We start from the raw sequence: 14,054 nt of genomic DNA on the forward strand, positions 1-14,054 counted from the left end.
GTGCAAAGTGAAAAATCTCCTTTGGGGGCTATACATAAAGTGAAATAAATAATTGAACAATGAAAAATATAATCTTATCAATAGGCTTGCTATTTGCAACAGCCTTATCAACAGCCCAAAACGTATTTCAAGCCTCTGGTGAGAGAAGTGTACTACGAACAGAACTACCCAAGTACACCAAAATAGATATCGATAGTAGGTGGGAGGTTACACTGGTAAATGAAAAAAACGACCATATCTATATCGATGCTGATAATGCAATTCACCCTATCATTAAAGCTACTGTTGAAGATGGTACTTTGAAAATATCTTTGGAAACACCTAAAGGCGTGAATTTAGTGCAAACAGGAGGTATAAAACTCAAAATCCCAATTAAAGGAACAAGCGAATTGAAAATGCAAAGTGGCAAAATTCGTTCAGAAGAACCTATTAATATGTCTTCTTATAAAATGCTTCTCGACTTTCTTTCGGAGATTGATTTAAAACTGAATGTCAATGATTTGGATTTAGAAATAGGTAGTTGTAGGGAAGGAAACTTACAGCTCAATTGCCGAAATCTCACTTTCAATGCAGGCTCTCTCACTAAGCTGCCTATTAGTGGAAAAGTAGAAAATCTCAATTTTGTTTCTAACAGAATCATCCAATTAGAAACTTACGATCTAAAAATACAAAATGCTATTTTTAATACTTCGGGTATTGTGAAAGCAAAATTGAGAATTGATGGTACTATACAAGGAAAACCAAGCGGTATTTTTGAACTTCATTACAAAGGTAATGCTACTAATAAAATAGAAACAAACTCAATGATTAAGATCATTAAAGAAGAAAAATAATGAATCAACGACAAGAATTCCTAAAATATCAAGCCCCTACATCGCCTTATCCGCGATTGTTAGAGGTGGAACGCGCCGAAGGTAGCTATATCTACACTACCGATGGCAGGCATTATTTAGATTTTGTGGCAGGTGTATCGGCTTGTACCTTGGGGCATTGTCACCCTGCGGTAGTGAAGGCTATCCAAGAGCAGTGCGCTACCTATATGCACGTGATGGTCTACGGCGAGTACGTACAAAAACCAGCGGTAGACTTCTGCAAACTTCTCGCCGAGCAGTTACCACCTGAACTCAATACCACCTATTTGGTAAATTCTGGTACTGAAGCTATTGAGGGCTCGGTGAAATTAGCCAAACGCGCTACGGGCAGAACTCAACTCATCGCTGCCAAAAATGCTTATCACGGCAATACACAGGGTTCGATGAGCCTAATGGGCTATGAAGAACGCAAACGCGCTTATCGTCCGCTTATCCCTGATGTCGATTTTATAGAGTTCAACAACGAAGCCGATATCCTCAAAATCACCGAACGCACCGCAGGAGTAGTGCTCGAAAGCATCCAAGGAGGAGCTGGGTTTATCGAACCCCAAAACGACTATCTCATCAAGGTAAAACGCCGTTGTGAAGAAGTAGGTGCGCTCCTTATTATCGACGAGATACAACCTGGTTTCGGACGTACCGGCAAACTCTTTGGGTTCCAAAATTATGGCTTTACTCCCGATATCATTGCAATAGGCAAGGGTATGGCAAGCGGTATGCCGGTAGGTGCATTCGTGTCGTCGTATGAGCGTATGCAGCTGTTGGCACACAGTCCTAAAATGGGGCATATTACCACTTTTGGGGGTAATCCCGTGATAGCGGCTGCCTCGTTGGCAACTCTCAACCAGCTCCTCACTACCGACCTGATGGCTCAAACCTTAGAGAAAGAAAAACTCTTCCGCAAGTATTTGCAACATCCACTTATCGAAAGTATCAATGGTCGCGGTTTAATGCTCGCTGTTATCGTGAAAACTGCCGAAATTGCCGATTTTGTGGTGAATTACTGTCAGGATAAAGGATTGATAGTCTATTGGCTTTTATTTGAACACCGCGCCGTACGACTTTCGCCTCCACTTACCCTCACCGATGAAGAAATTAAAGAAGGTTGCGATATCATTATTGAAGCGCTAAACCAATTCAATTAACAATTAAAAATATAACAAAGATGAAAAATATATTACTTTACACTCTATTACTAACTGCTACCCTTGGTTATGGACAGGGGCTGCTACCTGAGGAAAAGGTAAAAAAAGAGTCGCCTGCCCAGCCTGTGCAACAAGCAAAGAAGTATGACTGGAAAGATGAATATTATGAAGGATTAGCAATGGTAAGATTGGGTAAAAAATATGGTTTTATAGATAAAACAGGTAAAGAAGTGATTCCTATAAAGTATGATAATGCTAGGGGTTTTTCAGAAGGATTAGCTTTAGTAAAATTGAATAATAGATATGGTTTTATAGATAAAACAGGTAAAGAAGTGATTCCTATAAAGTATGATGATGCGAGGAGTTTTTCAGAAGGATTAGCAAGCGTGAGTTTGAATGGAGAATATGGTTTTATAGATAAAACAGGTAAAGAAGTGATTCCTATAAAGTATGATTTTGTTGGGGATTTTTCAGAAGGATTAGCAAACGTTAGGCTAAATAACAAATGGGGTTTTATAGATAAAACAGGTAAAGAAGTGATTCCTATAAAGTATGATTATACTTGGCTTTTTTCAGAAGGATTATCAAGCGTTATGCTAAATAACAAATGGGGTTTTATAGATAAAACAGGTAAAGAAGTGACTCCTATAAAGTATGATGATGCTGAAAGTCCTTCAGAAGGATTAGCTGAAGTAAAATTGAATGATAAATATGGCTTTATAGATAAAACAGGCAAAGAAGTGATTCCTATAAAGTATGATGATGTTTGGTTTTTTTCAGAAGGATTAGCAGCCGTAAGTCTAAATAACAAATGGGGTTTTATAGATAAAACAGGTAAAGAAGTGATTCCTATAAAGTATGATGATGCTGAAAGTCCTTCAGAAGGATTAGCTAAAGTAAAATTGAATGATAAATATGGCTTTATAGATAAAACAGGCAAAGAAGTGATTCCTATAAAGTATGATTATGCAGAAGGATTTTCAGAAGGATTAGCACAAGTAAAGCTAAATAACAAATGGTTCTATATAAACCAAAAAGGAGAATGTGTGAAAGACTGTAATAATGCCCCTGCCGACCACCCCATAGCCAAATAACTTTTAAAAAATATTACAAATATGAAAAACATATTACTTTACACTCTATTACTAACTGCTACCCTTAGCTATGGACAAATGAAAAGAACGACCATATCTACATTGATGCCGATAATGCTATTCACCCCATTATCAAAACAACAGTAGAAGAGGGTACTTTAAAAGTAGCTTTAAAACTGCCTAAAGGGGTAAATATGGTGCAAAGCTGAAAATGCCACTTTTGTATCAAACGGAATAGCTGATATAGAAGCATACGATTTGAAAATACAAGATGCTACTTTTGACAACTCATCAATACTAAAAGCTAAATTATATATTAACGGCACTATACAAGGCAAATCTAATGGCTTTTTCGAATTGCGATACAAAGGAAATGCTATTAGCCGTATAGAACCTAGCCCAATGGTTAAAATTATAAAAGAAGAAAAAGAATGACACAAGAAAAAGACTTTCTAAAATATCAAGCTCCCACTTCACCTTATCCGCGATTGTTGGAGGTGGAACGCGCCGAAGGTAGTTATATCTACACTACCGATGGCAAAAAATATTTAGATTTTGTAGCAGGAGTATCGGCTTGTACCTTAGGGCATTGCCACCCTGCAGTAGTGAAAGCCATACAAGAGCAATGCGCTACTTATATGCACGTAATGGTGTATGGCGAGTACATACAAAAGCCTGCGGTAGACTTCTGCAAACTCCTTGCCGAGCAGTTGCCACCTGAACTCAATACCACCTATTTGGTAAACTCTGGTACCGAGGCTATTGAGGGCTCAGTAAAATTAGCCAAACGCGCTACGGGGCGCACCCAACTCATCGCTGCCAAAAATGCCTATCACGGCAATACACAAGGCTCGATGAGCTTAATGGGCTATGAAGAACGCAAACGCGCTTATCGTCCGCTGATTCCAGATGTAGATTTTATAGAGTTCAACAACGAAGCCGATATCCTCAAAATCACCGAACGTACCGCAGGGGTAGTGCTCGAAAGCATCCAAGGGGGAGCTGGGTTTATCGAACCCCAAAACGACTATCTTATTAAGGTAAAACGCCGTTGTGAAGAAGTGGGAGCCCTGCTTATTATCGACGAGATACAACCAGGTTTCGGACGTACCGGCAAACTCTTTGGTTTCCAAAATTATGGCTTTACCCCCGATATTATCGCTATAGGCAAGGGGATGGCAAGCGGTATGCCGGTGGGGGCTTTCGTATCGTCTTACGAGCGTATGCAGCTATTGGCAAACAACCCTAAAATGGGGCATATCACCACCTTTGGTGGTAACCCCGTGATTGCAGCTGCCTCTTTGGCTACCCTCAACCAGCTACTCACCACCGACCTAATGGCTCAAACCTTAGAGAAAGAAAAACTCTTTCGCAAGTATTTGCAACATCCACTTATCGAAAGTATCAATGGTCGCGGTTTAATGCTCGCTGTTATCGTGAAAACTGCCGAAATTGCCGATTTTGTGGTGAATTACTGTCAGGATAAAGGATTGATAGTCTATTGGCTTTTGTTTGAACACCGTGCCGTACGACTTTCGCCTCCACTTACCCTCACCGATGAAGAAATTAAAGAAGGTTGCGATATTATTATTGAAGCGCTAAACCAATTCAATTAACAATTAAAAATAAACAAAAATGGAAAACGGAATTTATGCTAAAATAACTACTAATAAAGGCGTTATTTTACTGCGTCTTACTTACGACAAAACTCCTGCTACGGTAGGTAACTTCGTAGCTCTTGCCGAAGGAAAAATGAAAAATTCACAAAAACCATTAGGCACTCCTTATTACAACGGACTCACCTTTCACCGCGTGATTCCCAATTTTATGATACAAGGTGGCTGTCCGTTAGGTACAGGTACTGGTGACCCTGGTTATCGTTTCGACGATGAGTTCCACCCAGAATTGAAACACAACAAAGCAGGGGTCATTTCTATGGCAAATGCAGGTCCCGGCACTAATGGAAGTCAGTTTTTTATCACGCATTTAGCAACACCTTGGTTGGACAATAAACACACTGTTTTTGGTGAAGTAGTAGAAGGTCAAGAAGTGGTAGATGCAATTGCAAAAGGTGATAAAATTGAAAAAGTTGAAATTTTAAGAGTAGGAGCAGAGGCTGAAAAATGGGACGCTCTCAAGGCTTTTGAAGATTTCAAAGCAGCAAAAACAGCTCGTTTAGCCGAAGAGAAACGCAAAGCTGAAGAAGCCTTAGCTAAAGAAGTAGTAGGTTTTGATAAAACCGACAGCGGTTTGTACTATCAAATCACCCACAAAGGCAATGGCAAAAAAGCAGTAGCCGGACAAAAAGTAGCGGTGCACTATACAGGTATGTTGTTAGATAAAACTGTGTTCGATAGCTCTCATCGCCGTAGAGAACCTTTGCAATTTACCGTAGGGGTAGGTCAAGTGATACAAGGCTGGGACGAAGGTATTTTGCTCCTCAGCGAAGGTGATAAAGCCCGCTTGGTTATCCCTTCAGAGCTCGCTTATGGTAGCCGAGGTGCTGGCGGTGTTATCCCTCCCAATGCGCCTCTCATTTTTGATGTTGAATTAGTTTCAGTAGGATAAAATAATAAAGCCAGCTTTTAAGCTGGCTTTATTATTTTATCTGTTACTTGTTACTTATTATCTATCCAAAGAAGTGTAGCGCTTCAAAACTTACCAAAGTGAGGTATCCTAAAACGAATCCTAAGAGGGCTATCCATAAGATATTTTTTACGTACCAGAAGAAATTAATCTTCTCCATACCCATAGCTACAACTCCCGCCGCCGATCCGATGATAAGCAAGCTACCACCTGTACCCGCTGCATAAGCGATGAAGTGCCAAATACCGTTGTCTATACCTTCTTGGAACATACCCATACTAGCAGCTACCAATGGTACGTTGTCTATAATAGCTGAAGCAAAACCTAAGAGCAAGATTACTACGTTTTTGCTTGGGATAGTTTCATTGAGTGTTTGCGCAAAATTGAAAAGTGTACCAATAGTTTGCAATGAAGCTACTGCCAATAAAATACCTAAGAAGAACAAGATGCTCGAAAACTCGATACGACTCATCGCACGGTGAATACTGAATTTATCCTTATCAGTAAACGAAAGTTCGCTGATAGGTTTCAATTTTTCAGAAATAAACCACATTGTAGCCAAAGCAAAGAGCATTCCTATATAAGGAGGCAAATGAGTGATTGATTTGAAAATAGGAACAAAAATAATAGCGATAAATCCTATAGAGAGCACGGGCATACTGCTTTTGTAAGTAACGCCTTTCTCACTGTTAGAAGTATCGATTTTTCCTTTGAATACAGGTAAAAATGATGCAATGAGCAAAGGTACTACCAAACATACAATAGCAGGGATTAATACGTACTCTACTAATTTAGCAGCAGTTACTTTGCCTTTCACCCAAAGCATAGTAGTAGTTACGTCGCCGATAGGTGACCAAGCACCTCCTGCATTGGCAGCAATTACAATCAGAGAAGCGTACCATATACGTTCTTTTTGGTCTGGGATGAGCTTGCGCAGAATAGTAATGAGGATAATAGTAGTAGTTAGGTTATCGATAATTGCAGAGAGGAAGAAACCGATAATTCCTATAATCCATAGGAGTTTTACCTTACTTTGGGTACGAATCAATCGTTTGATGATTTCAAACCCTCGGTGCATATCGATGATTTCTACGATGGTCATTGCACCGATTAAGAAGAAGAGAATCTCAGCTGTTTCAGCTAAGTGATGTTGTAAAGCTTTGTCGATAGCGGTAGCGTTGTCGGCAGGGTCAGAGGGTACTAATATACCATTTGATACTTCCATTACATCAATGTTAGAAACTTTTAAGAGCGTCCAACAGATAACAGCCATAGCTAAAGCCGAAATAGTTTTGTCCACCTTTATTTGGTGTTCTGTAGTAATACAAAGATAGCCAATAATGAAAATGGCAATAATCCAAGGTTCCATACAATAAATTTTATTTAAAAAAGATTAATGTGGCGCAAATATACTAAATCTTTCTATTATACGCCAAATCTTTTTGTTTAATTTTTATTGTGAAGTGATAGCTTGATATACTACACTTTGTATTTTTTGTCGCACTAATTTGTTAATCAGTAGTTTATTATTTGAAGAGGGGTAGGTGCGGTTAGAGAGAAAAACGATTACAATTTCATTTGTTGGGTCAGCCCAAGCAAAAGTGCCCGTAAAGCCTGTATGCCCAAAACTGTTCATAGGTACACAACCACAAGTTGGTCCTGAGCGGCCTAATTGAGGCTTGTCGAAACCTAAACCACGACGGTTGCCTTCGTTGCAGTAGTTGCAAGTGTTGAAAAGAGCGACGGCTTGAGGTTGCAGAAACCACGTGCCTCCATAATAACCTTTTTGGAGATACATTTGCATCACTTTGGCTACATCATCGGCAGAACCAAAAAGCCCTGCGTGTCCGCCTACTCCTCCCAGCATAGCCGCACCTTGGTCGTGTACATAACCGCGAAGCACTTGGTTGCGAAAGCCTTTTTCATCTTCAGAAGGAGCGATATTTACAGGGGAAAACTTATGTAGAGGCAAGTAGGTGAGTTGGTAAGCTCCTAATCCTCTGTAAAAGTGTTTTTGTACCAACTCTTGTAAAGGCTTTTTTTCTTTCTTCTCTATAAATTTTTTGAAGTAGTAATATGGTAAATCACTGTATAAGTACTTTTTATCTTTGATGAGCTCACTCTCGTCTATACGTTTGTAAATCGTATCGGTATATCCTTCTATGAGGTACATATCTTTGGCTACTTCGGTGGGGAATTCATCGCTTTTCACAGTGCTGTAAAACGCTGTACTCGGCTTTTGTACAGAGTCTAAGGTTCTTTTAAAAAAAGGAATCCAAGCCTGAAATTGTGCGTAATGAGAGAGCACATCTTTCATCGTCATTTCAGCTTTGTTAGTGTGCTTAAGTTTAGGCAGCAAGTCTTCAAAGGTGTCTACAGGTTTGAAATCACCTTTGGTGTATAGACGCATCAGTTCGGGGAGGGTTGCCAATATTTTGGTGAGTGAAGCAAGGTCGTAAATAGTGTTATCGGTAACCTTATTAGCAGGATTGTAATCCAAAGTACCAAAGTTTTTTCGGTATACTGTTTTGCCCTTTTTGGCGACTAATATTTGTATACCAGGGGTCATTTTTTGGTTGATAGCATCTAAGGCAATACTATCAATTTCTTTAAGTTTAGCCGAATTGAGCCCTACACTTTCGGGTAATCCAAAAGCCAATCGTCCTATTTTTTGAGTGCTGATGGAAGTACCTACAGGCAAATTGGGGTGAGCGGTTACGGGCAATACACCTTTGCCTTCAATAGCGCCAAAGATGAGCTGAGCCGTTTTTTCTTGAGCTACTTTGTGGTTTTGGTAAGCAAATACGATTGCCTTGATATGTGCAATATTCTTTACATTGAACATTGCATACGGACGGGTGAAAATAGTTAATATCACTTTCTTCTTTTTGGCGATATGCTCTAACCATTTCAGTTCATTGTCACTGAATTTATAATCGTCCCAAGGAGTTTTGTCGGGTTTGTGCAAACCGATGATAATCGTATCGAAATTCTCTATTGCGTTGTAGAGTTGAGTTTCGTTTTGAGGTTCTATAAGAGTAACTTCAGCGTATTTGCGCAAAGAAGAATAGAATGTCCAACCGCTGTCGTTGCCAAATTTCACGTAAGCAATTTTGCGTTTATCGAGGTCTTTTAAAGGGAGTATATTTTCCTTGTTTTGCCCTATTGTAAGAGCGTTTTCAAAGAGTTCTTCGGTGAGCAAATCATCTTCGAGGGTGTGCAAGCCTTCAGTGATTTTTGTTTCGTCTAAGGGGGTGAAAGTAGTGAGTCCTACTTTGTATTTAGCCATCAGTATTTTTTTTACTGAGTGAGCCAAACGCTCCTCACTGATGCGTTTGTTTTGGTAGGCTTTTTTCATAGCTTCAAAACCTTTGGCTACGTTAGCAGGCATTAGTAAAATGTCGTTTCCAGCCAAGAAGGCTTCCACTTCCACTTCGCCTACAGGCAGATATTCCGATACACCTTTCATACCCAGCGCATCGGTGAAGATGAGTCCTTCATAGCCCATTTTCTTTTTGAGCAAATTGGTAATGATAACCGAAGAAAGAGAAGAAGGCAACCCCGCTTTAGGTTCTAAGGCAGGGACGTTTAGGTGGCCTATCATCACGCTGGCAACTTCTTTGGCAAGAACCTTAAATGGATAGAGTTCTACTTCATCCAATCGAGTGTTGGTAAATGAAATGGTAGGAAGGGTTTTGTGAGAATCTTTAGAAGTATCGCCGTGGCCAGGGAAGTGTTTGGCGCTGCCCAATACCCCCACTGATTGCATTCCGCGGGTAAAAGCGAGTCCTTTTTCGGCGACGTTTAGTTTATCTTCGCCAAAAGAGCGGTTACCGATAATAGGGTTGTCGGGGTTAGTGTTGATATCAATATCGGGTGCGAAATTGAACTGCATACCTAATTGTTTGCAGTGCATCCCGATGCGTTTGCCCGTACGCTCAATAAGTGCATTGTTTTTAATAGCTCCGAGGGTCATATTCCACGGATAGGCATAGGTAGAGTCGAGGCGCATAGCAAGTCCCCACTCGGCATCCATTGCCATAAAAAGAGGTATTTTAGAGAGAGATTGGTACTCATTGGTGAGCTTTGCCTGACGTTTAGGGCCGCCTTTAGAGAAGATAATCCCACCGATGTAGTATTTTTTGATGAAGTCTTTAATTTCTTCAGCCCTTTTGGTGCCTATATGGCTTGAGTAGACTGATACCATAAAGAGTTGCCCTATTTTTTCGTCGAGAGACATCTGGTTGTAAGTATCGTTTACCCATTTTTCTTGGGCTTGAGCATCGGGAGAGCGCAGCGGTGATTGAGCTACTGAAGTAAAGAAAGATACAATAAATAAAGATATAAAAATATAAGTTTTTTTCATTTTTGGTATTCTTCTATTTCTTTGCTAAGAATATCAATATAATGTTGATGTTTGGGTTTATAAATAAAATTAATATAGTGATTTCCTACTGTTTCATTGATGATTTCAGAAGTTTTTATCAATAAATCTTTAGGATTAGCTTTGATAAAAAGTGTATAAAAGAGCTCACTTCTAAAATGTTGGGGAGATAAAAATCGTTTCTTACTATTTCTGTAATATATTTCTGCGTTATCACAATAATAGTATAAAATGACCTCTCTTTTTGAAAGATATTCTTCTATTTCTTTGATGATATAATTGAAAACTTTCAGTGAGTTAGTGGAAGTTACTTGCTTTTTCAAAGCTAAACTTACCTCAACTACTGGGATAGAAATATCAGAAAGAGGTTCATAAACAGAAAACACTAAAGCATACTGATTACCTTTTTCACTCTCAAAAGGTATGTTAATATTCAAGTTCAAAACTAGATTCTTTTGTATTCCTTAAAATCCATTTGCATTATTTCTTCTTTTAGTTTTTTAGATCTTTCAGCTAATTTTTCTATAAAACTCAGAAGTTTCTGATTTGGATTTTTTATAGTTACTTGCGTAGCATTATGTGTTTTTCGTGTTACTACTACTACTTGTTTTTTTGCTGTTCTCATATTTTTATTAGGTTAAAAGAATAAGAAATAAAAGGTAAGAGTAAGTTTTACTTCTTATCCCTTACCTCTTATCTATCTAAAATTCATCGATATTGTAGGCTTTGAGTTTGTTGTAAAGAGTTTTACGTGTAAAGCCTAATAATTTAGCTGCTTCTGTTTTATTGTTATGGGTTTCGTGTAAAGCCCCAATGATAAGCTCACGTTCATTTTCTTTGGTAGAGAATGAGAAGCGTTCAGTAGGGAAATGGCGAGTTTCTACAATCACAGGTTCAGGCAATTCGTTTTCGGTGATGTAATCGCCTTGAGTGAGTAGGGCAGCGCGTTTCACGGTGTTTGATAGCTCACGCAAGTTACCGCTCCAAGTGTATAGAAGCATTTTTTGTACAGCTTTTTCAGTGAATCCTTGTACATTTTTGTGAAGTTTTTCATTAGCTTTTTCCAAGAAATGTGAAGCGAATATCATCAAATCGTCTTTGCGTTCGTTGAGAGAAGGTACTTTTATAGAGAACTCGTTCAAACGGTGATAGAGGTCTTCGCGAAACTCGCCTTTGTTTACAGCAGCGAGTAAATCTTCATTGGTAGCTGCCAATACACGGATATCAACATCAATTTCTTTAGAGCTACCGATAGGTTTGATACGGCGTTCTTGGAGGGCGCGCAATAGCTGGATTTGGTTCTCGTAGCTGAGGTTACCTACCTCGTCGAGGAAGATAGTACCGCCATTGGCTTCTTCAAAGTGTCCTTTTTTATCACCAATAGCCCCTGTAAACGACCCTTTCACGTGACCGAAGAATTCACTTGAAGCGATTTCTTTAGGGATAGCGCCACAATCGACAGCGATAAACGATTTGTTTCGGCGTTCGCTTTTAAGGTGGATAGATTTAGCAACTACCTCTTTACCAGTACCACTTTCACCCATAATAAGCACCGACATATCGGTAGGGGCTACTAAGTTGATAAATTTACTCAAGCGTTTAGAGGCAGGGCTAATACCTTCGATGTAAGGATTATTAGCATCGGTTTCAGGTGCTTTAGTCACCTTGGCAGGGGCGCTATTATCGGTAGCTGATGAGGGAGTACTTTTTTTCGCTACAGCAATGTCTTGTTGTACGGTGCGGGTGCTGCTTTGGGCATTTTTGATAACGTTGAGTACATCTTCTTGCTGGAATGGTTTAGATATATAATCGAAAGCTCCTAATTTCATTGCTTCTACCGCAGTAGAAACCTCGGCGTAGCTGGTCATTACCACTACAGGGAGGTTAGGGAAGCTTTCTTTTACAGATTTTAGGAAATTGATACCATCACCATCAGGAAGTCTTAAATCGGTGAAAACCATACTCAGCGATGCGTTTAGGTTTTTCTCCGCTTCTTCTAACGTATAACACCCTATTACATCATATCCATTGCGTTCTAAAAAACGGCTTAACATTTTGGAAAATACTACATCATCTTCTACTAAAAGAATAGGATTCTTCATATTCGTATGTCTTTAAAATATATAAAATTAATATTTGCTTTTGTTGTTTTTTTTCTTTTATACACAAAAAGCGTGCAAATGTACAAACTTTTTCCGAAATAATTGTAATTAGTCAAAAAAAAAGACTTCCCTATTCAGGAAGTCTTTTCCAATGCATATAATATAAATACTACTACTAACTCCCAAATTTGTTAGTATTTTTAAACTGGCAAAGTCTCTTCGGCAGTTTAAAAGACTATTTTTTACAATAGTTCAATAAATGATTTTGTTTAACAATTAAAATTTTAGCAATGTTTCTTTAAATGAATGTCGTTTCCCAACGATTTTAGTAAAATGAAATGAAATTTAATTTTTTTACACAATTTTGTTTTAATGATTCTTATCTAACAATGTTTCTTTTAGCAATTTTTCTCAGTAATTTAATTTTTAACCAATTTTTGTACTTATGAACAAATCATTCATTATTTAATTATGTATGCATCATAAGTGATTTCTTTTATTCACTCACGCCTTTTCTATTGAAAATATCGTGCCAAACTTGAAAATTATGTTTATAAACTCGTTAATTGCTTTTATTTCAGTGAAATATACTGTTGATAATCTGTTAATAACTATGTTGATACTTTGTTGAAAAACGTATAATTACACAGTTAAAGTGTGTAATAAGTGTGTAATTCTTGTTTACAGTTTTACAGTTTTTTGGATATTTCTCAGTACTAAAAGGTTGTATAATACCCCTAATATTAATAAAATTGTGATGGCGGCTATAAATAGTATGCTTTGTTCGCTGTTGAACTCAAAAAGGGTGTTGAGTTTTTCAGTATAGAGTTTGCGTATGTATAGACTGAGTGCTATTGCTCCTGCAACGGCTATTACTGTAACTATGCTGATGACCCATTGATAGAATCGCGCAATTTGATGGGGTTGGTAGCCTATATAATATAGATTTACTATTTGTTCTTTGTGTTTTTGAATGATTAGATTTACGCTGAGCAAGATGAAAGCAACCGATAGTACTATGATAATCAGTGCGATGCCTACTACAAAGAGCAAGGCAGAATGGAAAAAGAAACTCATTTTGCTGAGTTCTAATTCGTCTTTATTAATGGAGAGATTGTGAGTGTTAAAATATTGCAACACGCGTTCATCGGAGGGGTTTTCAAACTCTACTAACAATCGGCTGGTGTTACTCACTTCAGTTTTGCCATACTCTTTATTTGCCCAATCTAAAAAACTTTGGGGTACTAATATAGAGTTGATTTTGTTAGAAAATCCTACAATTCTGCTGGCGTAGTTGTCGTTTTTACCATTGCCGCTCACTTCTAAATTGAAACGCACTTGCGAAATAGTATTTTTAGAAAATACGGGTAGTCCTTGGCTTTCGGCAAAGCCAAAGTTATAGAGGTTTAGATAGCTCTCAGGGATGATAATAGGCACAAACCTACTGCCTTCAGTCCATTGCCAATCATCGGGTTGAACATCGAGGTATTTATCGGGGATGCTTTCAAAAAAGAGATCGGTGTAGAAAAGGGGAATATTATCGTCTTTATCAGTATAAGCACCTATTTTGAAAGTTGCAGGGGTAAAGTGTGAAACACTCTTTACAAACGGCTCTTGTTTGAGTTTTTCCATCTCGTTTTTATCGAAGTAAATACCTTCTTTATCAAGAGTCTTGAAAATGGAAATATTTTTGCTCACTACTGCGTATTTACTTGCAAATACATCGGTTTGATGCTGTAGTAACGGCTTTACATCAAAATATAACTGACAAACGGTGAGCAGTATACACACTCCTATACAAAGTGTGAGGGCATAACCTATGACTTGTGATTTAACAAGTGTGTTTTTTTGTAGTTTGTATAACATTTTTT

At 38.4% G+C, this 14,054-nt stretch carries 13 protein-coding genes; 7 read left to right on the forward strand and 6 right to left on the reverse strand.

The annotated features are described in order from the left end of the window. Window positions 1-59 precede the first annotated feature (59 nt). From JMN12_RS04700 to JMN12_RS04725, 7 genes are all read left to right on the forward strand, one after another. Entirely contained in the window at window positions 60-833 is a 774-nt protein-coding gene (locus tag JMN12_RS04700; protein WP_203137544.1) for a GIN domain-containing protein, read from the forward strand. Continuing rightward, complete coding sequence (locus JMN12_RS04705; RefSeq protein WP_203137546.1) at window positions 833-2,017, forward strand: aspartate aminotransferase family protein; 1,185 nt, start codon at window positions 833-835, stop codon at window positions 2,015-2,017. The genes JMN12_RS04700 and JMN12_RS04705 overlap by 1 nt, the downstream gene beginning before the upstream one ends. Before the next feature lie 20 nt (window positions 2,018-2,037). Then, entirely contained in the window at window positions 2,038-3,111 is a 1,074-nt protein-coding gene (locus JMN12_RS04710) for a WG repeat-containing protein (protein ID WP_203137548.1), read from the forward strand. A 21-nt stretch (window positions 3,112-3,132) separates the two neighbouring features. Then, the gene (locus tag JMN12_RS15460) at window positions 3,133-3,258 is read left to right on the forward strand and encodes a hypothetical protein (protein ID WP_262895893.1); all 126 of its coding nucleotides are present in this window, start codon (window positions 3,133-3,135) and stop codon (window positions 3,256-3,258) included. 111 nt (window positions 3,259-3,369) lie between these two features. Continuing rightward, window positions 3,370-3,546, forward strand: a complete 177-nt coding sequence (locus tag JMN12_RS04715) for a hypothetical protein (protein WP_203137551.1) — start codon at window positions 3,370-3,372, stop codon at window positions 3,544-3,546. After that, window positions 3,543-4,727, forward strand: coding sequence for an aspartate aminotransferase family protein (locus tag JMN12_RS04720; RefSeq protein ID WP_203137552.1), 1,185 nt, complete (start codon window positions 3,543-3,545; stop codon window positions 4,725-4,727). The genes JMN12_RS04715 and JMN12_RS04720 overlap by 4 nt, the downstream gene beginning before the upstream one ends. 19 nt (window positions 4,728-4,746) lie before the next feature. After that, window positions 4,747-5,679, forward strand: a complete 933-nt coding sequence (locus JMN12_RS04725; RefSeq protein ID WP_203137554.1) for a peptidylprolyl isomerase — start codon at window positions 4,747-4,749, stop codon at window positions 5,677-5,679. Window positions 5,680-5,740: 61 nt separating this feature from the next. Here JMN12_RS04725 and nhaD read toward each other — a convergent pair whose 3' ends face one another. From nhaD to JMN12_RS04755, 6 genes are all read right to left on the reverse strand, one after another. Next, the gene (gene nhaD / locus JMN12_RS04730; protein ID WP_203137563.1) at window positions 5,741-7,066 is read right to left on the reverse strand and encodes a sodium:proton antiporter NhaD; all 1,326 of its coding nucleotides are present in this window, start codon (window positions 7,064-7,066) and stop codon (window positions 5,741-5,743) included. Window positions 7,067-7,150: 84 nt separating this feature from the next. Continuing rightward, the gene (locus tag JMN12_RS04735) at window positions 7,151-10,063 is read right to left on the reverse strand and encodes a glycoside hydrolase family 3 N-terminal domain-containing protein (protein ID WP_203137565.1); all 2,913 of its coding nucleotides are present in this window, start codon (window positions 10,061-10,063) and stop codon (window positions 7,151-7,153) included. Beyond that, a complete protein-coding gene (locus JMN12_RS04740) occupies window positions 10,060-10,524 on the reverse strand; it encodes a hypothetical protein (RefSeq protein WP_034555592.1) in 465 nt (154 codons plus the stop codon). Before JMN12_RS04740 ends, JMN12_RS04735 begins: the two co-directional genes overlap by 4 nt. Window positions 10,525-10,526: 2 nt before the next feature. Then, entirely contained in the window at window positions 10,527-10,706 is a 180-nt protein-coding gene (locus JMN12_RS04745) for a hypothetical protein (protein ID WP_009750798.1), read from the reverse strand. Between the two features lie 76 nt (window positions 10,707-10,782). Continuing rightward, window positions 10,783-12,183, reverse strand: a complete 1,401-nt coding sequence (locus tag JMN12_RS04750) for a sigma-54-dependent transcriptional regulator (protein WP_203137574.1) — start codon at window positions 12,181-12,183, stop codon at window positions 10,783-10,785. Between the two features lie 681 nt (window positions 12,184-12,864). Then, a complete protein-coding gene (locus tag JMN12_RS04755) occupies window positions 12,865-14,049 on the reverse strand; it encodes an FtsX-like permease family protein (protein WP_198466287.1) in 1,185 nt (394 codons plus the stop codon). Between the last annotated feature and the right edge of the window lie 5 nt (window positions 14,050-14,054).

Origin of the sequence: Capnocytophaga genosp. AHN8471 (assembly GCF_016806945.1) — a bacterium.
Classification (GTDB): domain Bacteria; phylum Bacteroidota; class Bacteroidia; order Flavobacteriales; family Flavobacteriaceae; genus Capnocytophaga; species Capnocytophaga periodontitidis.